We start from the raw sequence: 25055 nt of genomic DNA, 5'->3' as shown, positions 1-25055 counted from the left end.
TGCCACTTGGACTGCTGTCCAGTGGCTTGCAACTGCCCCCCTCCGCTATACTTCCCGGCTTTTCCTGAATAAATGCCAATAGGGTCCCGCCGCGCATGGATAAGACCTACCAGCCGCACGCCATTGAAACTTCCTGGTACCAGACCTGGGAGTCCGAGAACTACTTCGCCCCGCAAGGCGCGGGCGACTCCTACACCATCATGATCCCGCCGCCGAACGTCACCGGCAGCCTGCACATGGGCCATGGCTTCAACAACGCGATCATGGACGCCCTGATCCGCTTCCGCCGCATGCAGGGTCGCAACACCCTGTGGCAGCCGGGTACCGACCACGCCGGTATCGCCACACAGATGTTGGTGGAGCGTCAGATCGAAGCCCAGGGCCAGAATCGCCACGATCTGGGTCGGGAAAAATTCCTCGAAAAAGTCTGGGAATGGAAGGATCAGTCCGGGGGCAACATCAGCCGCCAGATCCGTCGCCTGGGCTCCTCCGTGGACTGGAGCCGCGAGCGCTTCACCATGGACGACGGCCTGTCGGAAGCGGTGAAGGAAGCCTTCGTCCGCCTGCACGAAGACGGCCTGATCTACCGCGGCAAACGCCTGGTGAACTGGGATACCAAACTGCACACAGCGATTTCCGATCTGGAAGTGGAAAACCACGACGAGAAAGGCTTCCTTTGGAACCTGCGCTACCCGCTGGCCGACGGCGCCAAGACCGCTGAAGGCAACGACTACCTGATCGTCGCCACCACCCGTCCGGAAACCATGCTCGGCGACTCCGCCGTCGCGGTGAACCCTGAAGACGAGCGCTACAAGGCGCTGATCGGCAAGTTCGTCGAACTGCCCCTGGTCGGCCGTCGCATCCCGATCATCGCCGATGACTACTGCGACCCTGAGTTCGGCACCGGCTGCGTGAAAATCACCCCGGCCCACGATTTCAACGACTACGAAGTCGGCAAGCGCCACAACCTGCCGCTGCTCAACATCTTCGACAAGAACGCCGCCGTACTGCCGGCCTGCCAGGTGTTCAACCTGGACGGCAGCCTCAACGAAACCATCGACGGCAAGATCCCGGCCGAGTACGTGGGCCTGGATCGCTTCGAGGCGCGCAAGCAGATCGTTGCCGCCTTCGACGCCGCCGGCCTGCTGGTCAGCGTCGACGACCACGCCCTGAAAGTGCCGAAGGGCGACCGCTCCGGCACCATCATCGAGCCATGGCTTACCGACCAGTGGTACGTCTCCACCAAGCCGCTGGCAGAACCTGCCATTGCTGCCGTGGAAGACGGTCGCATCGCCTTCGTGCCAAAGCAGTACGAAAACATGTACTTCTCCTGGATGCGCGACATCCAGGACTGGTGCATCAGCCGCCAGCTGTGGTGGGGCCACCGGATTCCGGCCTGGTACGACGAGTCGGGCAAGGTCTATGTCGGCCGCGATGAAGCCGAAGTCCGCGCCAAGCACAACCTCGGTCCGGACGTTGCCCTGCAACAAGACAACGACGTGCTCGACACCTGGTTCAGCTCGGGCCTGTGGACCTTCTCCACCCTGGGCTGGCCGGAACAGACCGACTTCCTCAAGACCTTCCACCCGACCGACGTGCTGGTCACCGGCTTCGACATCATTTTCTTCTGGGTCGCCCGGATGATCATGCTCACCATGCATCTGGTGAAGAACGAGGATGGCACGCCGCAGGTTCCGTTCAAGACGGTGTACGTCCATGGCCTGGTCCGCGATGGCCAGGGCCAGAAGATGTCCAAGTCCAAGGGCAACGTCCTCGACCCGCTGGACATCATCGACGGCATCGACCTCGAAACCCTGGTACAGAAACGCACCACCGGCCTGATGCAGCCAAAACTGCAGAAAGCCATCGAGAAGCAGACCCGCGCCGAATTCGCCGACGGCATCGCTAGCTACGGCACCGACGCCCTGCGCTTCACTTTCTGCTCCCTGGCCACCACCGGTCGCGACATCAAGTTCGACATGGGCCGCGTCGAGGGTTACCGCAACTTCTGCAACAAGATCTGGAACGCCGCGCGCTACGTGCTGGACAAGGGCGAAGACTGCGGCCAGAACGGCGAGGCTTACGAGCTGTCCCTGGCGGACCGCTGGATCATCTCGCAACTGCAGCGCACTGAAGCCGAAGTCACCCGTCAGCTCGACCAGTTCCGTTTCGACCTGGCCGCCCAGGCCCTGTACGAGTTCATCTGGAACCAGTACTGCGACTGGTACCTGGAGCTGTCCAAGCCCGTGCTGTGGGACGAGAACTCGCCGGTTGAACGCCAGCGCGGCACCCGTCGCACCCTGGTACGCGTGCTGGAAGTGGCCCTGCGCCTGGCGCATCCGTTCATGCCGTTCATCACCGAGGAAATCTGGCAGCGCCTGGCGCCGCTGGCAGGTAGCACAGGCAAGACCATCATGCTGCAACCTTGGCCGGTGGCTAACGAAGCCCGCATCGACCAGGCCGCCGAAGACGACATCGAATGGCTCAAAGGCCTGATGCTCGGCACTCGCAACATTCGCGCGGAAATGAACATCGGCCCGGGCAAGCCCCTGGCCCTGTTCCTGAAGAACGTCAGCGCTGAAGACCAGCGTCGTCTGACCGAGAACGAAGCCTTGCTGAAGAAGCTGGCCCGACTCGAATCCATCACGGTGCTGGGTGCCGGCGACGAAGCGCCGCTGTCCGCCACGGCTCTGGTAGGCGAGATGGAAGTGCTGGTGCCCATGGCCGGCCTGATCGACAAGGGCGCCGAACTGGCGCGCCTGGACAAGGAAATCCAGCGCCTGCAAGGCGAAGTGCAGCGAGTGGGCGGCAAGCTGTCCAACGCCTCCTTCGTCGACAAGGCTCCGGCCGAAGTGATCGAGAAGGAACGCGCCAAACTGGCCGAAGCCGAACAGGCTCTGGGCAAGCTGGCAGAGCAGCACGCACGGATCTCCAGCCTGTAACGGCGATTCGCGCAGCGTGAAAGAGGGAGGCCCGCAAAGGCCTCCCTTTTTTATTGGCGGCAGATCGCTTTCGCTGGCCAGCCAGCTCCTACCGGTAGACGGTGCTTTGGCAGGGGCCGGCTTGCCGGCGGCGAAGCCTCCCGCCCCAACGCCGCAAGATATGGGACAATGCCCGCCACTTTGAACCAGCCCCGAATCGATCCCCCCATGACCGCCCCCAACACTCCCAAGCCTGCGCGCAAAAAACCCAAGCCTGCCTCCCCAGCCAAAGCCGCCGCCCCCCGGGAAAAAGCCAGCCTGCACCCGCGCAATCGCCACCAGGGGCGCTACGACTTCCCACAACTGATCAAGAGCACCCCGGAGCTGGGGCAATTCGTGATCCTCAACCCCTATGGCAAGGAAAGCATCGACTTCGCCGACCCGGCCGCCGTGCGGGTGTTCAACCGGGCCCTGCTCAAGGCCTTCTACGGCATTGCCCACTGGGACATTCCGGCGGACTTTCTCTGCCCCCCAGTGCCCGGCCGCGCCGACTATGTGCATTTCCTCGCCGATCTGCTGGCCAGCCACAACCAGGGTGAAATCCCTCGTGGCGCGGCCGTGCGGGTGCTGGATGTCGGCGTCGGCGCCAACTGCATCTACCCCCTGATCGGCTACAGCGACTACCGCTGGCAATTCCTCGGTTCGGACATCGACAGCACCGCCCTGGCTGCGGCCAAGGCCATCGTCCAGGCCAACGGCTTGAACAAGGCCATCAGCCTGCGCCAGCAAGGCAATCCCAGGCTGATCCTCACCGGCCTGCTGGAAAGTACCGAGCGCTTCGACCTGACGATGTGCAACCCGCCCTTCCATGCCTCCCTGGACGAAGCGACACGCGGCAGCCAGCGCAAGTGGCGAGCCCTGGGCAAGGCCGATCCCAAGCGCAAGCTGCCAGTGCTGAACTTCGGCGGCCAGGCACGGGAACTCTGGTGCGAGGGCGGTGAGATCCGTTTCGTCAGTCAGTTGATCAGCGAGAGCGCAGGCGTCGGCCAGCAAGTGCTGTGGTTCAGCACCCTGGTGTCAAAGGCTTCAAACCTGCCAGCCATTGAAAGCGCACTGAAAAAAGCCGGAGTACTGGAAAGCCAAGTGGTGGAAATGTCCCAGGGACAGAAACAGAGCCGCTTCGTCGCCTGGACCTTCAAGGACAAGGCACAGCAACAGGCCTGGGGTCAGGAACGCTGGGTTAGGAAGAGCTAAAGAGGCGGGGGATTCAAAGACGATTCACCTTGCGTGAATCGGTGTCACACAAACCGTGCCCGGAAGACTTCTGAGCACGGTTTCACTGCAAGTATTACTTGTTAACAGCGTCGGTCAGGCCTTTAGCCACAACCAGCTTGATAACTTTCTTGGCAGCGATTTCGATGGCAGCGCCAGTCGATGGGTTACGGCCAGTACGGGCAGGACGCTCGGTCACTTTCAGTTTGCCGATACCTGGCAGAGTGATTTCGCCGCCATTTTCCAATTGATCAGCAACGATCTGGGCCAGTTGGTCCAGGGCGTTACGCGCGGTGGTTTTCGGCGCGTCGATAGCTTCAGCGATATCAGCGATCAGTTGGTCTTTAGTAATAGCCATTGTGGTGTTCCTTCCCTATCAAATTCATTTGGATTGCAGAGTGCAGTGTCAGCCATCGAGCCAGATCTTGTGAATCTGGCACCCCGGTTACAACCACGACAGATCGGGGTTATAGATACCGAAATCAGGGTTTGGTTCGACCCGACAAATGCTGAATGCACGCTTAACGCTGAGACATCGCGTAAGACGGGGCAAAACTAGCACACAGACGGGGAAATATCCGCCTCTACCTAGCCATTTGGTCAGCTTTATTGCTCTAAATCGGTAAAAAAATGCATAAGCCTTACCCACAGGCCGTTCATCGCCTGGCAAACCACGCCAAAACCAGCGGGTGCGGTACACTGGGCACTTTTTCGGGGAGCCCGCCCTCCCCCTTCAATCAGCCGAGAAGCCCATGCCGATCCGTCATTGCATCGTCCACCTGATCGACAAAAAACCCGACGGCAGCCCCGCAGTTCTTCATGCCCGAGACTCCGAACTGGCAGAGTCCGCGGCCATCGAAAACATGCTCGCCGATCTCAATGAAAGCTATAACGCCAAACAGGGCAAAGCCTGGGGCCTGTTCCATCCCGAGTCCGGCGCTTTCCCCTTCAGCGGCTGGCTGAAGGAGTACCTGGACGGCGGCCAGGACTTCACCGCTTTCAGTCGGGTGGCGGTGGAGCATCTGCAGAAGCTGATGGAAGAGTCCAACCTGTCGGTGGGTGGGCACGTGCTGTTTGCCCATTACCAACAAGGCATGACCGATTACCTGGCCATCGCCCTGCTGCACCACAGCGAAGGTGTGGCCGTGACCGACCAGCTGGACGTGACCCCGTCCCGCCACCTGGATCTGGGCCAACTGCACCTCGCCGCGCGGATCAACATCTCCGAGTGGCAGAACAACAAGCAGTCCAAGCAGTACATCTCCTTTATCAAGGGCAAGAACGGCAAGAAGGTCTCGGAGTACTTCCGCGACTTCATCGGCTGCCAGGAAGGCGTCGACGGCCCGGGCGAGACCCGTACCCTGCTCAAGGCCTTCAGCGACTTCGTCGAAAGCGAAGACCTGCCGGAAGATTCGGCCCGGGAAAAGACCAAGACCCTGGTGGACTACGCCAGCAGCCAGGCCAAACTCGGCGAACCCATGGGCCTGGAAGAACTCTCTGAATTGATCGACGAAGACCGTCCCAAGGCGTTCTACGATCACATCCGCAACAAGGATTACGGCCTGTCGCCGGAGATTCCCGCAGACAAGCGCACCCTCAACCAGTTCCGCCGCTTCACCGGTCGCGCCGAAGGCCTGTCCATCAGCTTCGAGGCCCACCTGCTGGGCTCGAAGATCGAGTACGACGAAGAAGCCGGAACCCTGATCATCAAGGGCCTGCCGACCCAACTGACTGACCAGCTCAAGCGCCGCAACTGATGCTCCAGGGAGTACTGAAGAAGTTCCTGCTGATCCTGCTGGTGGTGGTGGTCTATCAGAACTGGGGCAAGATCGAACGACTGTTCAACCCTTCGGCGGTGGTCAGCGAAGAGATCCGTAGCCAGGCCCGGGTCGTGCTCTACGCCACCGACTGGTGCGGCTACTGCAAGGCCACCCGGCGCTTTCTCGATCAGAAGGGCATTCCCTATCAGGAGTTCGACATCGAGAAAGATGCCGAGGCGCGCAAGGCCTATACCGAACTGGGCGGTGCCGGGATTCCGATCCTGGATGTGAATGGAACCCTGCTGCGCACCTACGACCCCGAGGCCATCATGGCTGCGCTGCAACGTCAGTAGGAGCTGGGCGGCGCGGCCAGCAGATCGTGCACCGATCTTGAGGGCGCCTTCGCTGGCAAGCCAGCTCCTACACCAGCCTGCTTCTCCTCGATCACTGCGCCTGGATACGGAAACCCAACCGCGGGAAGTGCACATGCACCACACCGGCTCGGGAGTCTTCGCGACGCAGGATCAACTCTTCAGTGCCGGCGAACAGCAACTCTCCCGCTACAGGATCAACACCATAATCGGTGGCGGCAATCACCACCTGCTGCCCCGCCGCGAAGCCGTTGGGATCGACAAACGGCTCATCAGGCAGGGCTGCCGGGGTAGCGCTACGTGACACCTCAAGCGCCTCTTCGGCGCTCATTTCGGTGAAAGAGCCGTGACCAAAGCCCAGCACCCGCGCCAACCAGGCGGCCACCGCCGGATACGCGTCCACCAGCGGCGCCGTCACCGGCGTGCCCTTGAGAAACCACAGCGGGTGAGCCAGGGCGATATCGGCAATCGAGGGTTCGCCAAACAGGAAGTCCCCCGGCTCGCGCTGCAGTTGCTGCTCCAGACGCGTCATGATGGTTGGCCATTGATGCTTGGCCACTTCCAGGGGCAGACGGCTGGCGCTGCCGCCACTGAACAACGCGGCGCGGTCGGCCATGAAGGCCTTGACTGCTTCCGGCGGCAACTTGCCAAAGCGTGCAGCTGCCGATTCGGGCTGGAACACCAGAGTCACTGCATGCTGGAACACCACCGAGTCGACCCAGGCGGCGAAGGTCGCGCTGATCATTTCCTGGCCTTCAGGGAACAGCGCCGGCGAGGCCTTTTCCTGCTCCAGACGCCGGGCGATCAAAGCCGTGTCGCAATAGATATCAGCACCGACCTGCAGTACCGGCGTCTTGCGATAGCCACCGGTCAGGGCAGTCAGATCAGGCTTGGGCATCACCGGGGAAATCTTCACGGAGCGCCAGGACAGGCCCTTGAAGCCCAGGAGCAGGCGGGCTTTTTCCGCAAATGGAGAAGTCGGGTAATGGTGCAGGATCAACTCTGACATGCTGGGTTCCGCCGGAAGAGGGAGAACGCTGAGCTTAGCGCGCAATCCGTGGACGGCCTACAGATCCAACTGATGAGAACCTATCAGTCAGATTGATGCGGTTGCACCGGCAGAAGCCACCAGGCATTCCTTGGCGCTTTTCCTGAGTTTCTTGATCAACCGCTCCTGGCGCAGAGCCTCGCTCTTGTCCCGGCAGGCTTCGGTATAGACCAGCGCCACGGCGGGGCTGGAGAGAAAAAACCGCGCGCCCTTGCCACTCTGGTGCTTGGCGAAACGCCGCTGCGGATCATCGCTGATGCCGCAATACAAGGCCCCATTGGCGGCACGCACCAGGTAGACGAACCAGGGTTTGCTGTCCGCCACTGGCGAAGCGGCTTCAACGACGGGAGAGGGATCGGGGCTGGTCACAAAGGGCATCGAGGCTTGTGGATAACAAGCCGCGATCTTAGCAGAGGATGGTTTTCAACGGCCGCCCTGGAAAGCCTTCAAGCCTTTGCGGGCCTGGGCGCGAACGGCATTTTTCAAGAACGGCGTCCAGCCCAGCAGCAGCCCCTTGGCTCCCAGGGCCTGACGCGCCCAACGCCACATGTCGAAATGGTCGTGGTGCTCACAGATCTTGCCATCGCGAAACACGAAGCGCGCCTGAATATCGTTGACCACCGTGTTGCCGGTCTGGCTGAACAGGTAAGTGGCGACCCAGTGCGCACCACCCGAGCGCTCGTCGGCATGCACCTGATCGAACGTCAGGGAAAAGTCCTTGGCCCGGGAAGTGAGCATGCGCCACATGTCGCCAGCGTCACGCCCGCGCAATTCGCCGAAGGCCGGATCACTGAATACGACGTCCTCGGTATAGCAAGCGCTCATGGCCTCGGCATCGAGCCGCTGGAAGGCCTGATAGAACTCAGTGATCAGGGCGCGGTGGGCATCACTCATGGGCGGACTCCGAAAGGGCAAAGGGATGCCTGCACAATAATCCGCACACCTTGAGAAAACTATCGGCATTTGCCGTGCAAATACCGACAGTGACGCCCATCAGATTCTCTCGCTTTGCACCTGCACATACAGCGAACGGCCGGCGCCCAGCCCGGCAATGATCGCCCCACTGCCCAGCACAGCGAAGATCCAGCCCACGGCGTTCCAGCCGCCGGTCCAGTCATGCACCAGCCCCACGGCAAACGGCCCCATGGACGCCAGGGTGTAGCCGATGCCCTGGGCCATGCTCGACAGGTTGGCTGCCACATGGGTATCCCGTGAACGCAGGACGATCAAGGTCAGGGCCAGGCTGAAAGTGCCGCCCTGCCCCAGGCCCAGCAGAATGGCCCAGCCCCACAAGCCGTCAAGCGGCGCATAGAGACAGCCGAACAGGCCGCCCAAGGTCATCAACATGACAATCACAATGGCCAGACGCTGATCCTTGCCGCGAGTCGCCAGCCAGGGCGCCGCCAGGGAGCTGGCCAGTTGCACGATCACCGAACCCGACAGCACCAGTCCGGCCTGGGTTGGAGTCAGACCACGACCGATCAGGATCGACGGCAACCAGCCAAACACGATGTAGGCCAGGGACGATTGCAGTCCCATGTACAAGGTCACCTGCCAGGCCAGGCGATCACGCAGCAACCCGCGGACACGGAAGGCGACATGGTGAGCGCCGTGTTTCTGCCCCACTTGAGGCAACCAGAACAGCGCCGCCACCAACGCCGGCACCACCCAGAAGCCAAGGCCCATTGCCCAGCTGTCATCAAAGTGATGGCTCAAGGGCACTGTCGCCCCTGCCGCCATGGCCGCCCCCAGGCACAGGGCCATGGTGTAGACACCGGTCATGGTTCCCGCATGCCGGGCGAAGTCGCGCTTGACGATGCCCGGCAGCAGCACCCCGATCACGCCGATGCTGGCCCCTGCCAGGATGCTCCCGGCAAAGACGCCGAACTCACCGAGGGAACTGCGCAGGACAATGCCCAGGGCCAGGGTCAGGAGAATCCCCAGCACCACCCGTTCGGCGCCGAAACGCCGGGCCAGCAGCGGCGCCAAAGGAGCAAACAGCCCCAGACACAACACCGGCAAGGTGGTCAGCAACCCCGCCTTGGCGGCCGACAGGCCCAGGTTCTGGGATACGTCACTGAGCAACGGCGCCATGCTCGACAGCGCCGGACGCAGGTTCAACGCCACCAGGATCAGCCCCAGCAGCAACAGCCAGGGCCGCCGCAAAGGTGGCGGAGCCTGCTGGACTTCTTCGTCATCGGCCTCAGCGTCAATCAACAACTCTGGAGGCGACGGGGTGTTCGGGGGGGCCTGGTGGTTGGACATATAGGTCTCGGATTCAGGATTCGTTGATCAACTGGCGGGAAAGGTGCTTGGCCCGCTCGGGGTCGCCCTGCTCGATGGCATCCAGCAGGTGCTGGTGGAGATCGAAGACGTCCTGGCGACGCGGAGTGACCGTCAAGGCCTGGCGCAACTGGGCACCCACCACACTGGAGAAATAGCGGTACAGCTGGCTGAGGGTCGGATTGTGTGCGGCATCCACCAGGCCCTGATGAAACACCAGGTCGCAGGCGATGTAGCTTTCCAGATCGCCATGAAAATGCCCGCCGCTGGCCTGCAAGGCTTCGTTCAAGGCGCGCAGGTCGTCGTCGGTGCGACGCAGGGCCGCGAGGCCAACCGCCTCCACTTCTAGGATCTGCCGGGTTTCCCGGGCCTGTTCCAGGGAGCATTGGGACAGGGCCTGGAGCATGTCCAGGGGATCGGCCACCGCCCGCAGGTAGCTGCCGTCGCCCTGGCGGATCTCGATCAGCCCGGAGAACGCCAGCACGCGCATGGCTTCGCGCACGGTGTTGCGGCTGATGCCCAGTTCGCTGGCCAGTTCCGGTTCGGTGGGCAAGCGCTGGCCGACAGCCCAGGCGCCATTGGTGATGCGCAGGCGCAGCTGTTCCAGGGCCTGATCGACCAGGGAACGTTTGATCAGAGGGGAAATTTCGCTCATTGAACTCACTCTTTCATCCAATCATCGGACGAATTGCCCGACATGGTATTCAGGCTTTTCCGAGAGTTCAACGTTTTAGGCTGGAGGAGGCACTTTCGCCATCTCAAACAGGCCTTGACAAAAAACCCTATAAGGGTAGTTTCAGTCAAGCCTCAAGAGTGTCTCATGGAAAAGAAAACACATCATTACGACCTGTCGTTGATCAAGGCACAGGTCGTTCGGCAAGGGGCACAAGCCTTCACTCGAAGTGCGTTGCTCTGCGGCAAGGAACTCGGATTGTCCCTGGCCGCCATGCAACGAGTGATAGCCGGACTCCAGGGCAGCATGCTCTACAAATCGATGACCACCTATCAAGATCACCGGATGTGGCAGGACGTGTATTACACCGGCATCGATAACCAGACGCTCTACATCAAGATCACCCAGCGCCCCGGCATAGGGCCTCCAGTGATCTCCTTCAAGGAGGCAGAAACATGAAACGACAACAGTGCTACAGCTGCGGCGCCCCGAGCGGCATGCTGGCGTTCGAGCAACGCAGCGAGCTCATCGACTACCGGCACCTGTTGCGTCACCTCCATGGCCTGGCCGGCTGGGAATGCCAGGAATGCAATGAAATCGAATTCGACGCAGCGAGCGCAGAACGTTACGCGGCCGCGGGCGACCAATTGCTGGAGGAGTATCGGCAGATCGTCGCTGCAGACATGAAGCGCATCCGCCGCAAGCTGCACCTTTCCCAGAAAGAAGCCGTCAGGCTACTTTCGGGCGGCGGGCACAATGCCTTTTCCCGCTACGAGCGCGGCGAAGTCAGCGCACCTCAGCCCTTGTACATGCTGATGCGCCTGCTGGATCGCCACCCGCAGTTGATGAAGGACGTACTGGATCTCAGCGAACCGCAACTGGCGCCCTCTGCCTCCCGCGACTCATCCGAACAACAGCTCGGCGCTGCCGGCAGTTGAACGCCGGGCAAAAATAAACCCGGAGCCAGTCCGGGTTTATCTTCAGCGCGGGTCCTGCAGCAGGATCAATGCAGGATCTGACTCAGGAACAGCTTGGTGCGATCATTCTGCGGGTTGTCGAAGAAGTCGTTCGGTGCCGCCTGCTCGACGATCTCGCCCTTGTCCATGAAGATCACCCGGTTGGCCACGGTGCGGGCAAAGCCCATTTCGTGGGTCACGCAGAGCATGGTCATGCCGTCTTCGGCGAGGCCGATCATGGTGTCCAGCACCTCCTTGACCATTTCCGGGTCCAGGGCCGAGGTGGGTTCGTCAAACAGCATGATCTTGGGCTTCATGCACAGCGCCCGAGCAATCGCCACCCGTTGCTGCTGACCACCGGAAAGCTGGCCCGGGTACTTGTTGGCCTGCTCCGGAATGCGCACCCGCTCAAGGTAGTGCATGGCAATTTCCTCGGCCTTGCGCTTGGGCATCTTGCGCACCCACATCGGCGCCAGGGTGCAGTTCTGCAGAATGGTCAGGTGCGGGAACAGGTTGAAGTGCTGGAACACCATGCCCACTTCCCGGCGAATGGCCTCGATCTGCTTGAGGTCGTTGGTCAGTTCCACACCGTCCACCACAATGCGCCCCTGCTGGTGTTCTTCCAGGCGATTGAGGCAACGGATGGTGGTGGATTTGCCCGAACCCGAGGGCCCGCACAGGACGATGCGCTCGCCCTGCCTGACGTTGAGGTTGATGTCCTTCAACACGTGGAACTGGCCGTACCACTTGTTCACACCCTGCATCTGAATAATGCCTTCAGGGCCCACAGGCTTTTTGCTCGCTTCACTCATGGAGATACTCCTAACGCTTGTGGCCTGTGTCCAACTTACGCTCCAGATGCATGGAGTAGCGGGACATACCAAAACAGAAAATCCAGAACACCAGGGCCGCGAAGACATAGCCTTCGGTGGCCATGCCCAGCCATTTGGGGTCGGCGGCGGCTTGCTTGACGCTGTTGAGCAGGTCGAACAGGCCGATGATGATCACCAGGCTGGTGTCCTTGAACAGGGCGATGAAGGTGTTGACGATGCCGGGGATCACCAGCTTCAGGGCCTGAGGCAGAATCACCAGGCCCATGGCGCGCCAGTAACCCAGGCCCATGGCGGCGGCCGCTTCGTACTGGCCCTTGGGAATGGCCTGCAAACCACCACGCACCACCTCGGCCACATAGGCCGACTGGAACAGGATCACCCCGATCAGCGCTCGCAGCAGCTTGTCGAAGTTCATGCCCTCGGGCAGGAACAGCGGCAGCATCACCGAGGACATGAACAGCACCGTGATCAGCGGCACGCCGCGCCAGAACTCGATGAAGGTCACGCAGACCACGCGGATCGCCGGCAGGTTGGAACGCCGTCCCAGCGCCAGCAAGATTCCCAGAGGCAAGGCTCCAGCAATCCCCACGGTGGCGATCACCAGGGTCAGCATCAGGCCGCCCCATTGGCTGGTGGCGACATTGCTCAGACCCAGGTAGCCGCCGTGCAACAGGGTGTAGGCCACCACCGGGTACCACACCAGGAAACACAGGCCGTAGATCGCCTTGCGGGCAAAGCGCGAGATGAACAAGGGGGCCACGCCGATCACTGCCAGCCACACGGTCAGGTCCACCCGCCAGCGCAGCTCCACCGGGTAGTAGCCGTACATGAACTGGCCGAATCGCTGCTGGATGAACACCCAGCAGGCGCCGTCCTTGGTGCAGTCGGCACGGCTGGTGCCGACCCAGTTGGCGTCGAGGATCGCCCAATGCAGGATCGGCGGCACCACCAGGTAGATCAGGTAGAAGGCAAACAGGGTCAACAGGGTGTTGAGCCAGCTGGAAAACATGTTGGCGCGCATCCACGCCAGCACACCGATACTGCTGCTGGGCGGCGGCATATCGGGCTTGAAAGTATGAGTCGTCATGGGCGCTTCCTCACCGCTCGATCAGCGCAATGCGCTTGTTGTACCAGTTCATCAGCAGGGAAATGCTGATGCTGATTGCCAGGTACACGCTCATGGTGATGGCAATGACCTCGATGGCCTGACCGGTCTGGTTGAGCACCGTACCGGCGAACAGCGAAACCATTTCCGGGTAACCGATACCCGCCGCCAGGGACGAGTTCTTCGCCAGGTTCAGGTATTGGCTGGTCAACGGCGGAATGATCACCCGCAAGGCTTGGGGAATGATCACCTTGCGCAGGGTCGGACCGTTGCGCAGCCCCAGGGAGCGCGCCGCTTCGGTCTGGCCATGGCTGACCGACTTGATCCCGGAACGCACGATCTCGGCGATAAACGCCGCGGTGTAGACGGTCAGGGCCAGAGTCAGGGCCAAGAGTTCGGGGATCAGTACCCAGCCGCCGACGAAGTTGAAGCCCTGCAGCTTCGGCAACTCCCAATGCACGGGCGAGCCAAAGACCAGCGTGCACAACGCCGGAATCAGCAGCAGCAACGCCAGGCCGGTCCAGAACTTGTGGAACGGCACCCCGGTGGCCTCAAAGCGCTTGTTGGCCCAGCGGCACATCAGCACGATGGCGATCACGGCAAGCGCCACACTCGCAACGAACGCCCAGAACCCCGGAGCCATCTGCGCCGCCGGCATGTTCAAGCCACGACTGCTGACGAAGAAGGTGTCGCCGAAGTTATGGCTGTTGCGCGGCCCCGGCATGGTCAGGAACACCGCGAAGTACCAGAACAGGATCTGCAGCAGCGGCGGAATGTTGCGGAACACTTCCACATACACCGTCGCCAGCTTGCTGATGATCCAGTTCTGCGACAGCCGCGCCACCCCGATGATGAACCCCAGCAAGGTGGCCAGGATCACCCCGATAAAAGTCACCAGCAGCGTATTGAGCAGACCGATGACGAAGACCCGGGCATAGCTGTCCGCTTCGGTGTAGGCAATCAAGTGTTGAGCGATGCCGAAACCGGCGCTGCGCTCAAGAAAGTCAAAACCCGAGGTAATACCCCGGTGCTGGAGGTTGGTTTGCGTGTTGTCGAACAGAAACCAGCCCAGCGAAACCACCGCCACTATGGTGATGATCTGGAATAACCAGGCGCGCACACGCGGGTCGCTGAGGCTAAGCCTCTGCTTGGGTGCGCCGATTGTATTTTGCATGAAGTGCCCCAGGAATAATGGAACAGAACATCACCCGGCGGTTGGCCCGCCGGGTGATAGAACCATCAGCGCACAGGTGGTGCGTATTGGATGCCGCCGTTGTTCCACAGCGCGTTCAGGCCGCGGTCGATGGCCAGTGGCGTGCTCTTGCCGAGGTTTTTCTCGAACACTTCACCGTAGTTACCTACTTGCTTGACGATCTGTACTACCCAGTCCTTCGGCAGTTTCAGGTCTTTGCCGTATTCACCGTCCGCGCCCAGCAGACGTGCTACATCAGGGTTCTTGGTGGACTTGGCTTCAGCTTCGACGTTTTTCGAAGTGACGCCCGCCTCTTCGGCGTTAAGCATGGCGAACAGGGTCCACTTGACGATGCTGAACCACTCTTCGTCGCCTTTACGCACCACCGGGCCCAAAGGCTCCTTGGAGATGGTTTCCGGCAGTACGACATAATCGGTCGGAGTCGCCAGCTTGCTGCGCTGTGCGTAAAGCTGGGACTTGTCGGAGGTCAGTACGTCGCAACGACCGGACTCCAGGGACTTGGCACTCTCATCGGAAGTGTCGAAGGTGATCGGGGTGTATTTCAGACCATTGCCGCGGAAGTAGTCCGACACGTTCAGCTCAGTGGTAGTACCGGCTTGAATACAGATGGTCGCACCGTCCAGCTCCTTGGCACTTTTCACACCCAGCTTGTTGTTCACCAGAAAGCCGATGCCGTCGTAATAAGTGACGCCGGCAAACATCAGGCCCATGCCCGCATCGCGGGAGCTGGTCCAGGTGGTATTGCGCGACAGCACGTCGATCTCACCGGATTGCAGCGCAGTGAAGCGCTCCTTGGCGTTCAACTGGCTGAACTTGACCTTGGTCGCATCGCCGAATACGGCTGCGGCCACGGCACGGCAGACATCGGCGTCGATGCCGAGAATCTTGCCGGTAGCGTCCGGTACCGAGAATCCCGGCAAACCATCACTGACGCCGCACTGTACGAAACCTTTCTTCTGTACTGCATCGAGGGTCGCACCCGCCTGTGCGAAACCGCTTGTAGCCAGTACCGTGGCCGCCGTCACGACGGCCAGGGTGGATTTCAACATCTTCATTCAAACCTCCAGTTTTGCTCTTGTTGTGTCGGAGCTTGAGTCCTGCCGCACCCTCATGAGGCGCTGTTGACCCGTGTCGGCTTTTTTATAGGGTCAAGCGGCGTAAGACCTTCGCTATGAGTCTAGTAGGAGAAATCCACGTAATGGGGGACCTACATCTCACCAATCGGCCGAACGGGCTGTAGCCCTTTGCAGTTCACAGAGCCCGTAGCGGCCGTAGGCGAACCTGTATCAGAGGAGCTGGGTATGCCATCGCCCGCGGTAGCCTGTTAGTGTTACCGCCGGCAGAGCGTGCTATCACATCCGCTCCTCTTTCCGAGCCATAGCAAAGCCCGTACCACAGTTTCGGCTAAAGCGTTTCAGCCAGTGGTCAATAGCAAAACGTTCAACCGTGCGACATCTTCTTCACCGATCAACCGGGCGCGCCCCTTAACCTCGCACTCAATCAGCGCGCACGCACACAAATGGAGCAGCCATGACCGAGCCCTTGATTCTTCAGCCCAGCAAGCCCGCAGACGCCTGTGTGATCTGGCTTCATGGCCTGGGAGCGGACCGTTACGACTTCCTGCCGGTGGCCGAGATGCTGCAGGAAAAACTCTTGAGCACCCGCTTCGTCCTGCCCCAGGCACCGACCCGTGCCGTGACCATCAATGGCGGATACGCCATGCCCAGCTGGTACGACATTTTGGCCATGAACCCGGCTCGTGCGATCAGTCGCGAACAGCTCGACGAATCATCTGACGAAGTCATCAGACTGATCGAAGAACAACGCACCAGCGGAATAGACGCATCGCGCATTTTCCTAGCGGGTTTCTCTCAGGGTGGCGCCGTAGTACTGCACACCGCCTTCCTCAAATGGCAGGGTCCCTTGGGTGGCGTACTTGCCCTCTCCACCTACGCACCGACCTTTGGCGATGAACTGCAACTTTGCGCCAGCCAACAGCGGATTCCGGTGCTGTCACTGCACGGCCAGTACGACGAAGTGGTGCAGAACGCCATGGGCCGCACCGCCTATGAGTACCTGAAACAGCATGGTGTCACCGTGACATGGCAGGAATACCCAATGGGACACGAGGTGTTACCGGAGGAAATCCGCGATATCGGCACCTGGCTGAGCGAGCGTTTGCGCTAGAACAAACGCCTCGCACCTGGACCACGAGCAACAGACTACGCCGCGCCCGTTTCTTGCATTACACTGGCCGGCGTACATTCCTTAACCAATTGATGAGATGACCGTGCTCAAAGCACTCAAGAAAATCTTCGGTAAAAGCGAGGCTGAGCCGCTCGCGCCAAGCCCCAGTGCCCCTTCCCCCAGTTCCAGCAGCCGTAATGACGGCCGTCAGCCGGAACGGAGCGCACCTGCTACCGCAGCTAAAAAAGAACCGGTGAACACACCGGCCGCCCCTTCCGCTCCCACAGCGCCGCGCCAAGAGAAGCCCAAGGCCGAGCAACCCAAACCTGAGCAACCGCGCCGCCCGCGGCCGCCAAAACCAGCGGTCAGCACCTGGAAACTCGAAGACTTCGTGGTGGAACCCCAGGAAGGCAAGACCCGTTTCCACGACTTCAAGCTCGCTCCGGAACTGATGCACGCCATCCAGGACCTGGGCTTTCCCTACTGCACACCGATCCAGGCCCAGGTACTGGGCTTTACCCTGGCGGGCAAAGACGCCATCGGCCGGGCCCAGACCGGCACCGGCAAGACCGCTGCGTTCCTGATCTCGATCATCACCCAGTTGCTGCAGACCCCGCCGCCGAAAGAACGCTACATGGGCGAACCACGGGCGCTGATCATTGCCCCGACCCGGGAACTGGTGGTGCAGATCGCCAAGGACGCCGCGGCCCTGACCAAATACACCGGCCTCAACGTCATGACCTTCGTCGGCGGCATGGATTTCGACAAGCAGCTCAAGCACCTGGAAGCTCGCCACTGCGACATCCTGGTGGCCACCCCGGGCCGCCTGCTGGACTTCAACCAGCGCGGTGACGTGCACCTGGACATGGTCGAAGTGATGGTGCTGGACGAAGCCGACCGCATGCTCGACATGGGCTTCATCCCGCAAGTGCGTCAGATCATTCGTCAGACCCCGCCCAAGAGCGAACGTCAGACCCTGCTGTTCTCCGCCACCTTCACCGAAGACGTGATGAACCTGGCCAAGCAGTGGACCACCGACCCGTCCATCGTCGAGATCGAGTCCGAAAACGTCGCCAGCGAAAACGTCGAACAGCACATTTATGCGGTCGCCGGGGCCGACAAGTACAAGCTGCTGTACAACCTGGTCACCGACAACGGCTGGGAACGGGTCATGGTCTTCGCCAACCGCAAGGATGAAGTGCGGCGCATCGAAGAACGCCTGGTTCGCGACGGCGTGAACGCCGCCCAACTGTCCGGCGACGTACCGCAGCACAAGCGGATCAAGACCCTGGAAGGCTTCCGCGAAGGCAAGATCCGGGTCCTGGTAGCCACCGACGTGGCCGGTCGCGGCATTCACATCGACGGCATCAGCCACGTGATCAACTTCACCCTGCCGGAAGTGCCGGACGACTACGTGCACCGCATCGGCCGTACCGGTCGTGCCGGGGCCGACGGCGTGTCCATCAGCTTCGCCGGTGAGGACGACTCCTACCAGCTGCCATCGATCGAAGCCCTGCTGGGGCGCAAGATCAGCTGCGAGATGCCGCCCGCAGAACTGCTGCGCCCGGTGGAGCGCAAACGCCCGCAAGCCTGATAACCGGCGCTCCCAGAGCGCCTAGCCCATCTGAAAAACGCAGCCCGACCACAGGCTGCGTTTTTTTTTGCCTGGATATTGCCCACAGAAACTAAAAGTCCATAATGGACAAATAAGTTTAATTCTTTGGGAACGCCTACATGCCCAGCACGCCCTACCTGATTGCCCAAACCGAAGCCCGCCAATTGCTCGCGCAAATCGACGTCCCGCAGACCCTGCGCAAACTGTTTCGCGACCTGGCCGCCGGACTCGCCGTACAACCGGCACAACAACTGGTGGAATTTCCCCAGGGCGCCGGCGACTTCATCAACTACCTGGGCGTGCTGGCTGAAGATCGGGTCTACGGGGTCAAGACCTCGCCCTACATCGTTCGCGCCGAAGGCCCGCTGGTCACCGCCTGGACCCTGCTGATGTCAATGGACAGCGGCCAGCCCCTGCTGCTGTGCGACGCCACCGAACTGACCACCGCACGCACCGCCGCCACTACGGCGGTCGCCGTCGAGGCACTGGCTACGCCCGAGTCCCGGCACCTGGCAATCATCGGCAGCGGCGCCGTGGCCCAGGCTCATCTGCACTACGTGAAAGACCTGCGCCCATGGCAGAGCATCCGTCTCTATTCCCCAAGCCTGGCCAGTAAATCCGCCGAAGAGCATGCGCACCTCAAGGCCCTCGATCCGCGCCTGCAAATCGTCCAGCAGCTTGAAGAGGCTGTCGAAGATGCGGACGTGATCATGCTCTGCACCTCGTCCGCCGGACCGGTCATCGACCCACGCACCCTCAGCAAGCCGGCGCTGATCACCTCCATCAGCACCAATGCACCACGGGCCCATGAAGTGCCGCCCGCCGCACTGCAGCAGATGCAGGTCTATTGTGACTATCGCCGTACCACCCCGGGCTCGGCCGGCGAGATGCTGATTGCCGGCGAACAGCACGGCTGGGACAGCGCGGCAATTCTCGGCGACCTGCCGGAGCTACTGAGCAACCAGGCTCAACGCCCCAGTGCCGAACGCCATGTGTTCTTCCGCTCCATCGGCCTGGGCCTGGAAGACATCGCCCTGGCCAATGCCCTGTACCACCTGCGGCAGCCGCACTAAGGGCCCGTCACTTGCACTTTTCCAGGAGCTTTGAATGATCCAGGCAGACTTCATCATCATCGGCGGCGGTATCGCCGGGGCCTCCACCGGTTTCTGGCTGTCGCGCCACGGCCGCGTCATCGTGCTGGAGCGCGAGTCTCACCCGGCCTATCACTCCACCGGCCGCTCTGCCGCGCTCTACACCGCCGCCTATGGCACCGCCCAGGTGCGGGCCCTGACCCTGGCCAGCCGGGACTTTTTCGACCACCCGCCGGAGGGTTTCTGCGACCACCCGCTGCTGACGCCACGAGGGGAAATGACCGTGGACTTCACCGGCGATCCGGCCGAACTGAACAACCAGTACCTGAGCGCCAAGGCCACGGTGCCGGAGATGCAACTGCTCAGTGCAGACGAAGCCTGCGCTCGTCTGCCGATCCTGCGTCGCGAAAAGGTCCATGGCGCCCTCTACGACCCCAGTGCCAGCGACATCGACACCGACGCCCTGCATCAGGGCTACCTGCGGGGCATCCGCCGTCATCAGGGCCAGGTTTATACCGACCATGAAGTGCTGGGACTGCGTCGTGATGAACAAGGGCTGTGGCAGGTCCAAACCAGCGGCCAGGATTTCAGCGCTCCGGTGCTGATCAACGCTGCCGGGGCCTGGGCCGATCAGATCGGCGTCATGGCCGGTGCCCGCCCCCTGGGCCTGCAACCCAAGCGCCGGGCGGCCTTTATCTTCGCCGGCCCGGAAGGGCTCGATAGCCACCGCTGGCCGATGCTGGTGAGCCTGGACGAATCCTTCTACATGAAGCCCGACGCCGGCATGTTCCTCGGCTCGCCGGCCAACGCCGACCCGGTGGAGCCCCATGATGTGCAGCCCGAAGAGCTGGACATTGCCCTGGGCATCTACCAGATCGAAGAAGCCACCACCCTGAGCATTCGTCGTCCGACCCGGACCTGGGCCGGCCTGCGCAGTTTCGTCAGCGACGGTGACTTGCTGGCCGGCTTCGATCCACAGGTACCCGGGCTGTTCTGGGTCGCCGGACAAGGCGGCTATGGCATCCAGACGTCTCCGGCCATGGGCCAGGCCAGCGCCGCCCTGGTACGTGGCCAACCCCTGCCGGAACAGTTGACCCGCTTCGGCCTGGAGTCCGCCATGCTCTCCCCTGCCCGCCTCGGTTGAACCCGCCCTCGGGGTGACGCGCCCGAACGATTGCGGCACACTCCCAGCGCCCGCTAGCGGCGGGCGCTGAAGCCGCCTGGAGTACGACCCATGACCTCACCCGCAAAGGACCCTGCCCTGGACAATTTCCGGGCGATTGCCGACGCCATTGCCACGCTGTTCTTCCCCCATGCCGAGGTGGTGCTCCACGACCTGCGCACGCAGAAAATCGACTACATCGCCAATAACCTGTCCAAGCGTGAAGTGGGCGACGATGCGGCCCTGGAAGACCTGCTCAGTGGCGACAGCAGCGAACGCAACATCGGCCCCTATGAAAAGCTCAACTGGGACGGCCAGAAGATCCGCAGCCTCAGCAGCGTGCTGCGCGACAGCCACGGTCAGCCAATGGCCGTGCTGTGCATCAACCTGAATATCTCGCTGTTCGAAAATGCCAAGGCCGCTCTGGACCTGTTTCTCTCACCCAGCAAACTGATTCCCCAGCCCGACTCGCTGTTTCGTGATGACTGGCAAGAGCGCATCAACACCTTCCTGCACAACTGGCTGCGCGAGCGCCAGCTGGGGCTGAACCTGCTGACCCGCGATCACAAGCGCGAACTGGTACTGGCCCTGCACGCCGAAGGCGCCTTCAAGGGCAAGAGCGCCTCCAACTATGTGGCCAACGTGCTGAACATGGGCCGGGCGACGGTGTACAAGCACCTGAAGGAATTGAAGGGACAATAAAGGTTCGCGAGCGAGCTCGCTCCTACACGCAATTGCACAACACCTGTAGGAGCGAGCTTGCTCGCGAAGGCGTCCTCAAGAACGCCGCAATCTCTCAATCCCCATAAATATCCGACTTGAAGTACTTGGCCTGGATCTTCTGGTATTCACCATTGGCGCGAATATCATCGATGGCCTTGTTCAACTCGCCCACCAGTTCACCGTTGCCCTTGCGCACAGCAATTCCGGCGCCCTCGCCGACGTATTTCGGATCTTTCAACTCAGGACCGACAAAGGCGTAGTCGGCGCCCCGTGGCATCGACAGGAAATCAGCCAGAGGAATGGTGTCGGCGAAGATCGCGTCCAGGCGCCCGGCCGCCAGGTCCATGTAGATCTCTTCGTTGTTGCTGTAGCGCACCACCTTGATGCCCTTGGGCTCGAAGACTTCGGTAGCGAAGCGATCGGTGGTGGTGGAACGCTGCACACCCACGGTCTTGCCCTTGAGACTGGCGTACTGGTCGTCCACCACCGCGCCCTTCTTCATCACCAGGCGCGATGAAGTGAAATAGTACTTGTGGGTGAAATCCACCGATTTACGCCGTTCCGCGGTAATGGTCATGGAGGACAGCGCGGCATCGATCTTCTTCACCTTCAGCGAGGGAATCAGGCCGTCGAACTCACCCTCGATCCACTCGCACTTGACCTGCATCTGCGCGCACAGGGCGTTGCCGATGTCGTAGTCGAAACCACCGATCTTGCCGTCGGCAGTCTTGAAGGCGAACGGCGGATACGCCGCCTCGATGCCCAGGCGCAGGGTTTTCTCGGCGGCCATCAGGCTGCTGCACGCCAACAGGCTCAAGACCAGGCCACTGATGAGGGGGAGTTTTTTCATGTTCGTTCTCTCGCGGGTTGTTGTTGGTTTGGCAAGACAGAAGGAAGAGGTAAAACGGTAAAGACTCTATTTGTACTTGTTAATCCATACTGGACTTTTACGTACATATCGTCAACGACGCGCGCAGCGACTTATCCCCAGCGGTTAGCGGGAACAGTCGCAGTCGATTGAAGGTTGAATGGCGGCCGGCTCAGGCCCCACCAGCGAGGATCAGGGAGTCATTCTTTCCAGCGATCGGCCGCAGCGTGATCACTGTCGCGGCCTTCCACCCAACGGGGGCCGTCGGCGGTGTTTTCCTTTTTCCAGAACGGTGCACGGGTCTTGAGGTAGTCCATGACAAAGGCACAGGCATCAAAAGCCGCCTGGCGATGGGCACTGGCCGCGCCGACGAAGACGATGGGCTCGCCCGGCTCCAGGGCACCGATGCGGTGCAGCACCTCCAGCTGCAACAGCGGCCAGCGCTGCTGAGCTTCGGCGGCGATCTTGACCAGGGCCTTTTCGGTCATGCCCGGATAATGCTCGAGGAACATGCCGTGGACATCCTGGCCGTCATTGAAGTCGCGCACGTAACCGACAAAGCTCACCACTGCGCCAACCCCGGTATCGGCGGCGTGCATGGCGTTGACTTCAGCTCCCGGATCGAAGGCCGCGGATTGCACTCGGATCGCCATCTCAGCCTCCGGTCACAGTGGGAAAGAACGCCACTTCATCACCGTCCGCCAAGGGCTCGTCCAGCGAGCACAGGTCCTCATTGCGGGCGCACATCAGATTCTGTTCGGCGAGCACGGCGGCCCCGTCACGGGACAACAGCGCCTGGCGCACATCGTCGACACAGGCGAACGACCCTTCAATCTCCAGGGCGTCGAGCCCCAGTGCCTCACGGTAACGGGCAAAAAACCTGACCTGGATCTTCATGCGTCAGCCGCCCGGTATTGACCGCTCTTGCCGCCGGTTTTCTCCAGCACCCGCACGCCTTCGATGGTCATGCCGCGGTCCACGGCCTTGCACATGTCATAGATCGTCAGCGCGGCGACGCTGGCGGCGGTCAACGCCTCCATCTCCACCCCGGTCTGCCCCGACAGTTTGCAACGCGCCACGATGCGCACGCTGTCCTCGCCTTCGGCACTGAGCTCGACCTTGACGCTGGTGAGCATCAACGGATGGCAGAGGGGAATCAGGTCGCTGGTTTTCTTCGCCGCCTGGATTCCGGCGATGCGCGCCACGGCGAACACATCGCCCTTGGGGTGACCGCCACTGACGATCATTTGCAGGGTTTGCGGGAGCATGCGCACCCGGGCTTCGGCCACTGCCTCGCGGAAGGTCACGGCCTTATCGGTGACGTCGACCATATTGGCGCGACCTTGGGAATCGAGATGAGTCAGCACGGTGTTACTCCTGATCAGGTGGGCCGATTGTAAACCTGCAGGTCAGTTTTTCGCACGGGGCATCTGCCCGGCGCCCGGCAGCGCCAACCGGCAATCAGCCTGGCGAATAACCCGCATCAAAACAACGAATTGGAGCCCGACTGCGGATCAACGTACAACAGCGCAAAAAACCGCAAAAGGAAGTCGCCTCATGGCCTTGTTCGTTTCGATCCTGCTCAGCCTGCTCGCTGGTTTCGCCGTGCCCCTCCAGGCCGGGACCAACGCCCGCCTGGGCACCCTGCTGGGGCATCCATTGTGGGCCACCGGCGTTTCCTTGCTGGTCAGCCTGCTGGTGCTGGGGGGGCTGCTGCTGTTCATCAAAGTGCCCAAGCCCAATATCATGGCCGCGCTGCAAGGCCCCTGGTGGATCTGGATGGGCGGCATGGCCGGAGTGCTCTACATCACCGTGGCACTGCTGATGGCGCCACGCCTGGGGGCGCTGAACTTCATCATGGCGGTGATCATCGGCCAGTTGCTGATCTCGCTGATCATCGACTACTTCGGGCTGGTGGGCCTGCCACGCAAAGACATCAGCCTGCAGAAACTCATTGGCGTGCTGGTGGTGATCGGCGGTTTCGTCATCACCACCCGCGGCTGAGGCGTCATTTCAGGCCTTGGCCTGGCTGGCCAGCTTGACCTGTTCACGCAACCAGCGATGGGCCGGGTCATCGCTGAAACGCGAATGCCAGATCTGCACGAATTTGAAGGGCGCAATGTTCAAGGGCGGGGGCAGCCGCAGCAGCCCTTCCTGCAGCGGGATCTCGTCCAGGGTGCGGCTGGCCACGGTCAGAATCAGGTCGGTGCCACGGATCATCCCCGGCGCGATGCCCCAGTGGGGCACGCTGACCGCGATCTGCCGCTGCAGTCCCTCATCCCCCAGGCGGTGATCGACTTCGCCATTGAAACAGCCGTCCATCGACACCTGCAGATGGGGACGCTGCAGATAAGCCGTCAGGTCCAGGCCGCCGTCACCATCGAGGGTGGCGCGGTCCACCAGGCAGGAAAAGGTTTCCTCGAACAACACCTCCTTGACGATCTCATCCGAAGGGCTGGGAAACACCCCCAGGGCCAGGTCGATCTTGCCCAGGGCGATCTGCTCGAACATCTCGTGGCGGCTGCCCTGGGTCACCACCAGGCGCATCAAGGGCGCCTCGCCACGCAGGCGCACCAGCAACCTGGGGAGCACGATCGCCGCACCGTAATCCGACATCGCCAGGTGAAAGATCCGCTGGGAACTGGCCGGATCAAAGTCGAGGGACTTGCCGAACAGGGTTTCGATCTGACTGAGGATGTCCTTGAGGGGCGCTTGCAGGCTGCGGGCCAGCGGGCTGAGCAGCACATCGTTGCCCTGGCGGATCAGCAACGGGTCATCCAGTAGCACCCGCAGCTTGCCCAGGGAATGACTGATCGCCGGCTGGCTCAGGTGCAGGCGCTCGCCGGTGCGGGTCACGTGCTTTTCCGTCAGCAAGGCATCGAGCACCACCAACAGATTCAGATCGATATTGCGCAGGGAAACGCGGGTCATCCGGTGTTTTCCAACTGGGAAGCGCTCGGCGGCGGGGAGCCGC

Annotated in this window: 27 protein-coding genes; 12 read left to right on the top strand and 15 right to left on the bottom strand. The window is 61.5% G+C overall.

Translation table 11 applies throughout. The features are described 5' to 3' along the window. Positions 1-95 precede the first annotated feature (95 nt). Both ACSSVC_RS09140 and rlmF read left to right on the top strand, forming a co-directional pair. Positions 96-2942 carry a valine--tRNA ligase gene (locus ACSSVC_RS09140; protein ID WP_346633513.1) on the top strand — a complete coding sequence of 949 codons (2847 nt, stop codon included), beginning with the start codon at positions 96-98 and terminating at the stop codon, positions 2940-2942. Positions 2943-3149: 207 nt separating this feature from the next. Continuing rightward, on the top strand, positions 3150-4175 hold the full coding sequence (gene rlmF / locus ACSSVC_RS09135) for a 23S rRNA (adenine(1618)-N(6))-methyltransferase RlmF (protein ID WP_492612204.1): 1026 nt from the start codon (positions 3150-3152) through the stop codon (positions 4173-4175). Between the two features lie 94 nt (positions 4176-4269). Here the strand turns inward: rlmF and ACSSVC_RS09130 are convergent, their stop codons facing one another. Next, positions 4270-4551 carry an HU family DNA-binding protein gene (locus ACSSVC_RS09130; protein ID WP_003440137.1) on the bottom strand — a complete coding sequence of 94 codons (282 nt, stop codon included), beginning with the start codon at positions 4549-4551 and terminating at the stop codon, positions 4270-4272. Positions 4552-4945: 394 nt separating this feature from the next. On the opposite strand from ACSSVC_RS09130, the gene yejK reads away from it, so the two are divergent. Both yejK and ACSSVC_RS09120 read left to right on the top strand, forming a co-directional pair. Further along, entirely contained in the window at positions 4946-5950 is a 1005-nt protein-coding gene (gene yejK / locus ACSSVC_RS09125; RefSeq protein WP_011059411.1) for a nucleoid-associated protein YejK, read from the top strand. Next, positions 5950-6306, top strand: coding sequence for a glutaredoxin family protein (locus tag ACSSVC_RS09120; RefSeq protein ID WP_346633515.1), 357 nt, complete (start codon positions 5950-5952; stop codon positions 6304-6306). The genes yejK and ACSSVC_RS09120 overlap by 1 nt, the downstream gene beginning before the upstream one ends. 91 nt (positions 6307-6397) lie before the next feature. Here the strand turns inward: ACSSVC_RS09120 and ACSSVC_RS09115 are convergent, their stop codons facing one another. From ACSSVC_RS09115 to ACSSVC_RS09095, 5 genes are all read right to left on the bottom strand, one after another. Further along, positions 6398-7333, bottom strand: a complete 936-nt coding sequence (locus ACSSVC_RS09115; protein ID WP_350023633.1) for a glutathione S-transferase family protein — start codon at positions 7331-7333, stop codon at positions 6398-6400. Between the two features lie 87 nt (positions 7334-7420). Continuing rightward, positions 7421-7750 carry a GIY-YIG nuclease family protein gene (locus tag ACSSVC_RS09110; RefSeq protein WP_346633517.1) on the bottom strand — a complete coding sequence of 110 codons (330 nt, stop codon included), beginning with the start codon at positions 7748-7750 and terminating at the stop codon, positions 7421-7423. Between the two features lie 45 nt (positions 7751-7795). Then, positions 7796-8266, bottom strand: a complete 471-nt coding sequence (locus ACSSVC_RS09105) for a nuclear transport factor 2 family protein (RefSeq protein ID WP_346633518.1) — start codon at positions 8264-8266, stop codon at positions 7796-7798. A gap of 99 nt (positions 8267-8365) precedes the next feature. Further along, positions 8366-9637 carry a CynX/NimT family MFS transporter gene (locus ACSSVC_RS09100; RefSeq protein ID WP_346633519.1) on the bottom strand — a complete coding sequence of 424 codons (1272 nt, stop codon included), beginning with the start codon at positions 9635-9637 and terminating at the stop codon, positions 8366-8368. Positions 9638-9650: 13 nt separating this feature from the next. Further along, positions 9651-10310: a FadR/GntR family transcriptional regulator gene (locus tag ACSSVC_RS09095; RefSeq protein WP_492612203.1), complete on the bottom strand. Its 660-nt coding sequence runs from the start codon at positions 10308-10310 to the stop codon at positions 9651-9653. A gap of 165 nt (positions 10311-10475) precedes the next feature. Here ACSSVC_RS09095 and ACSSVC_RS09090 point away from each other — a divergent pair, with 165 nt between their 5' ends. Beyond that, the gene (locus ACSSVC_RS09090; protein WP_492612202.1) at positions 10476-10787 is read left to right on the top strand and encodes a type II toxin-antitoxin system MqsR family toxin; all 312 of its coding nucleotides are present in this window, start codon (positions 10476-10478) and stop codon (positions 10785-10787) included. Continuing rightward, positions 10784-11266 (top strand): type II toxin-antitoxin system MqsA family antitoxin, encoded by a 483-nt coding sequence (locus ACSSVC_RS09085; RefSeq protein WP_346633522.1) that lies wholly within the window; start codon positions 10784-10786, stop codon positions 11264-11266. The genes ACSSVC_RS09090 and ACSSVC_RS09085 overlap by 4 nt, the downstream gene beginning before the upstream one ends. Before the next feature lie 65 nt (positions 11267-11331). Here ACSSVC_RS09085 and ACSSVC_RS09080 read toward each other — a convergent pair whose 3' ends face one another. The 4 genes from ACSSVC_RS09080 to ACSSVC_RS09065 all read right to left on the bottom strand — a co-directional run bounded on the left by ACSSVC_RS09080 (position 11332) and on the right by ACSSVC_RS09065 (position 15490). Further along, positions 11332-12096, bottom strand: a complete 765-nt coding sequence (locus tag ACSSVC_RS09080) for an amino acid ABC transporter ATP-binding protein (protein ID WP_041116093.1) — start codon at positions 12094-12096, stop codon at positions 11332-11334. Positions 12097-12106: 10 nt separating this feature from the next. Beyond that, complete coding sequence (locus ACSSVC_RS09075; protein WP_346633523.1) at positions 12107-13204, bottom strand: amino acid ABC transporter permease; 1098 nt, start codon at positions 13202-13204, stop codon at positions 12107-12109. A 10-nt stretch (positions 13205-13214) separates the two neighbouring features. Further along, the gene (locus tag ACSSVC_RS09070) at positions 13215-14396 is read right to left on the bottom strand and encodes an amino acid ABC transporter permease (protein WP_346633524.1); all 1182 of its coding nucleotides are present in this window, start codon (positions 14394-14396) and stop codon (positions 13215-13217) included. A 65-nt stretch (positions 14397-14461) separates the two neighbouring features. Further along, the gene (locus ACSSVC_RS09065; RefSeq protein WP_041116089.1) at positions 14462-15490 is read right to left on the bottom strand and encodes an amino acid ABC transporter substrate-binding protein; all 1029 of its coding nucleotides are present in this window, start codon (positions 15488-15490) and stop codon (positions 14462-14464) included. Between the two features lie 475 nt (positions 15491-15965). On the opposite strand from ACSSVC_RS09065, the gene ACSSVC_RS09060 reads away from it, so the two are divergent. The 5 genes from ACSSVC_RS09060 to ACSSVC_RS09040 all read left to right on the top strand — a co-directional run bounded on the left by ACSSVC_RS09060 (position 15966) and on the right by ACSSVC_RS09040 (position 21192). Then, entirely contained in the window at positions 15966-16622 is a 657-nt protein-coding gene (locus ACSSVC_RS09060; RefSeq protein WP_346633525.1) for an alpha/beta hydrolase, read from the top strand. A gap of 97 nt (positions 16623-16719) precedes the next feature. Continuing rightward, a complete protein-coding gene (gene rhlB, locus ACSSVC_RS09055) occupies positions 16720-18216 on the top strand; it encodes an ATP-dependent RNA helicase RhlB (protein ID WP_346633526.1) in 1497 nt (498 codons plus the stop codon). Between the two features lie 140 nt (positions 18217-18356). After that, the gene (locus ACSSVC_RS09050; RefSeq protein ID WP_492612201.1) at positions 18357-19310 is read left to right on the top strand and encodes an ornithine cyclodeaminase family protein; all 954 of its coding nucleotides are present in this window, start codon (positions 18357-18359) and stop codon (positions 19308-19310) included. 34 nt (positions 19311-19344) lie between these two features. Beyond that, positions 19345-20472, top strand: a complete 1128-nt coding sequence (locus ACSSVC_RS09045) for an NAD(P)/FAD-dependent oxidoreductase (RefSeq protein ID WP_346633528.1) — start codon at positions 19345-19347, stop codon at positions 20470-20472. A gap of 90 nt (positions 20473-20562) precedes the next feature. Then, the gene (locus ACSSVC_RS09040) at positions 20563-21192 is read left to right on the top strand and encodes a helix-turn-helix transcriptional regulator (protein ID WP_346633529.1); all 630 of its coding nucleotides are present in this window, start codon (positions 20563-20565) and stop codon (positions 21190-21192) included. A 94-nt stretch (positions 21193-21286) separates the two neighbouring features. Here the strand turns inward: ACSSVC_RS09040 and ACSSVC_RS09035 are convergent, their stop codons facing one another. From ACSSVC_RS09035 to moaC, 4 genes are all read right to left on the bottom strand, one after another. After that, the gene (locus tag ACSSVC_RS09035; protein ID WP_492612200.1) at positions 21287-22063 is read right to left on the bottom strand and encodes an ABC transporter substrate-binding protein; all 777 of its coding nucleotides are present in this window, start codon (positions 22061-22063) and stop codon (positions 21287-21289) included. Positions 22064-22281: 218 nt separating this feature from the next. Continuing rightward, complete coding sequence (gene moaE / locus ACSSVC_RS09030; protein WP_492612199.1) at positions 22282-22734, bottom strand: molybdopterin synthase catalytic subunit MoaE; 453 nt, start codon at positions 22732-22734, stop codon at positions 22282-22284. A gap of 1 nt (position 22735) precedes the next feature. After that, positions 22736-22978 carry a MoaD/ThiS family protein gene (locus ACSSVC_RS09025; protein WP_346633532.1) on the bottom strand — a complete coding sequence of 81 codons (243 nt, stop codon included), beginning with the start codon at positions 22976-22978 and terminating at the stop codon, positions 22736-22738. Beyond that, positions 22975-23448, bottom strand: coding sequence for a cyclic pyranopterin monophosphate synthase MoaC (moaC, locus tag ACSSVC_RS09020; protein ID WP_346633533.1), 474 nt, complete (start codon positions 23446-23448; stop codon positions 22975-22977). The genes ACSSVC_RS09025 and moaC overlap by 4 nt, the downstream gene beginning before the upstream one ends. 190 nt (positions 23449-23638) lie before the next feature. On the opposite strand from moaC, the gene ACSSVC_RS09015 reads away from it, so the two are divergent. Then, positions 23639-24085: a DMT family transporter gene (locus ACSSVC_RS09015; RefSeq protein ID WP_346633534.1), complete on the top strand. Its 447-nt coding sequence runs from the start codon at positions 23639-23641 to the stop codon at positions 24083-24085. 9 nt (positions 24086-24094) lie between these two features. Here the strand turns inward: ACSSVC_RS09015 and ACSSVC_RS09010 are convergent, their stop codons facing one another. Then, positions 24095-25012, bottom strand: a complete 918-nt coding sequence (locus ACSSVC_RS09010) for a LysR family transcriptional regulator (RefSeq protein WP_346633535.1) — start codon at positions 25010-25012, stop codon at positions 24095-24097. Positions 25013-25055: the final 43 nt, after the last annotated feature.

It is taken from the genome of Pseudomonas sp. E1BtOHC1 (genome assembly GCF_058744285.1).
This window is presented reverse-complemented; position numbering and strand designations above follow the sequence as displayed.

What these genes read in the sequence shown, in the direction of transcription:
- ACSSVC_RS09140 (WP_346633513.1), top strand. Translation starts at nt 96, where the DNA reads ATGGATAAGACCTACCAGCCGCACGCCATTGAAACTTCCTGGTACCAG.
- rlmF (WP_492612204.1), top strand. Translation starts at nt 3,150, where the DNA reads ATGACCGCCCCCAACACTCCCAAGCCTGCGCGCAAAAAACCCAAGCCT.
- ACSSVC_RS09130 (WP_003440137.1), bottom strand. Translation starts at nt 4,551, where the DNA reads ATGGCTATTACTAAAGACCAACTGATCGCTGATATCGCTGAAGCTATC.
- yejK (WP_011059411.1), top strand. Translation starts at nt 4,946, where the DNA reads ATGCCGATCCGTCATTGCATCGTCCACCTGATCGACAAAAAACCCGAC.
- ACSSVC_RS09120 (WP_346633515.1), top strand. Translation starts at nt 5,950, where the DNA reads ATGCTCCAGGGAGTACTGAAGAAGTTCCTGCTGATCCTGCTGGTGGTG.
- ACSSVC_RS09115 (WP_350023633.1), bottom strand. Translation starts at nt 7,333, where the DNA reads ATGTCAGAGTTGATCCTGCACCATTACCCGACTTCTCCATTTGCGGAA.
- ACSSVC_RS09110 (WP_346633517.1), bottom strand. Translation starts at nt 7,750, where the DNA reads ATGCCCTTTGTGACCAGCCCCGATCCCTCTCCCGTCGTTGAAGCCGCT.
- ACSSVC_RS09105 (WP_346633518.1), bottom strand. Translation starts at nt 8,266, where the DNA reads ATGAGTGATGCCCACCGCGCCCTGATCACTGAGTTCTATCAGGCCTTC.
- ACSSVC_RS09100 (WP_346633519.1), bottom strand. Translation starts at nt 9,637, where the DNA reads ATGTCCAACCACCAGGCCCCCCCGAACACCCCGTCGCCTCCAGAGTTG.
- ACSSVC_RS09095 (WP_492612203.1), bottom strand. Translation starts at nt 10,310, where the DNA reads ATGAGCGAAATTTCCCCTCTGATCAAACGTTCCCTGGTCGATCAGGCC.
- ACSSVC_RS09090 (WP_492612202.1), top strand. Translation starts at nt 10,476, where the DNA reads ATGGAAAAGAAAACACATCATTACGACCTGTCGTTGATCAAGGCACAG.
- ACSSVC_RS09085 (WP_346633522.1), top strand. Translation starts at nt 10,784, where the DNA reads ATGAAACGACAACAGTGCTACAGCTGCGGCGCCCCGAGCGGCATGCTG.
- ACSSVC_RS09080 (WP_041116093.1), bottom strand. Translation starts at nt 12,096, where the DNA reads ATGAGTGAAGCGAGCAAAAAGCCTGTGGGCCCTGAAGGCATTATTCAG.
- ACSSVC_RS09075 (WP_346633523.1), bottom strand. Translation starts at nt 13,204, where the DNA reads ATGACGACTCATACTTTCAAGCCCGATATGCCGCCGCCCAGCAGCAGT.
- ACSSVC_RS09070 (WP_346633524.1), bottom strand. Translation starts at nt 14,396, where the DNA reads ATGCAAAATACAATCGGCGCACCCAAGCAGAGGCTTAGCCTCAGCGAC.
- ACSSVC_RS09065 (WP_041116089.1), bottom strand. Translation starts at nt 15,490, where the DNA reads ATGAAGATGTTGAAATCCACCCTGGCCGTCGTGACGGCGGCCACGGTA.
- ACSSVC_RS09060 (WP_346633525.1), top strand. Translation starts at nt 15,966, where the DNA reads ATGACCGAGCCCTTGATTCTTCAGCCCAGCAAGCCCGCAGACGCCTGT.
- rhlB (WP_346633526.1), top strand. Translation starts at nt 16,720, where the DNA reads ATGACCGTGCTCAAAGCACTCAAGAAAATCTTCGGTAAAAGCGAGGCT.
- ACSSVC_RS09050 (WP_492612201.1), top strand. Translation starts at nt 18,357, where the DNA reads ATGCCCAGCACGCCCTACCTGATTGCCCAAACCGAAGCCCGCCAATTG.
- ACSSVC_RS09045 (WP_346633528.1), top strand. Translation starts at nt 19,345, where the DNA reads ATGATCCAGGCAGACTTCATCATCATCGGCGGCGGTATCGCCGGGGCC.
- ACSSVC_RS09040 (WP_346633529.1), top strand. Translation starts at nt 20,563, where the DNA reads ATGACCTCACCCGCAAAGGACCCTGCCCTGGACAATTTCCGGGCGATT.
- ACSSVC_RS09035 (WP_492612200.1), bottom strand. Translation starts at nt 22,063, where the DNA reads ATGAAAAAACTCCCCCTCATCAGTGGCCTGGTCTTGAGCCTGTTGGCG.
- moaE (WP_492612199.1), bottom strand. Translation starts at nt 22,734, where the DNA reads ATGGCGATCCGAGTGCAATCCGCGGCCTTCGATCCGGGAGCTGAAGTC.
- ACSSVC_RS09025 (WP_346633532.1), bottom strand. Translation starts at nt 22,978, where the DNA reads ATGAAGATCCAGGTCAGGTTTTTTGCCCGTTACCGTGAGGCACTGGGG.
- ACSSVC_RS09015 (WP_346633534.1), top strand. Translation starts at nt 23,639, where the DNA reads ATGGCCTTGTTCGTTTCGATCCTGCTCAGCCTGCTCGCTGGTTTCGCC.
- ACSSVC_RS09010 (WP_346633535.1), bottom strand. Translation starts at nt 25,012, where the DNA reads ATGACCCGCGTTTCCCTGCGCAATATCGATCTGAATCTGTTGGTGGTG.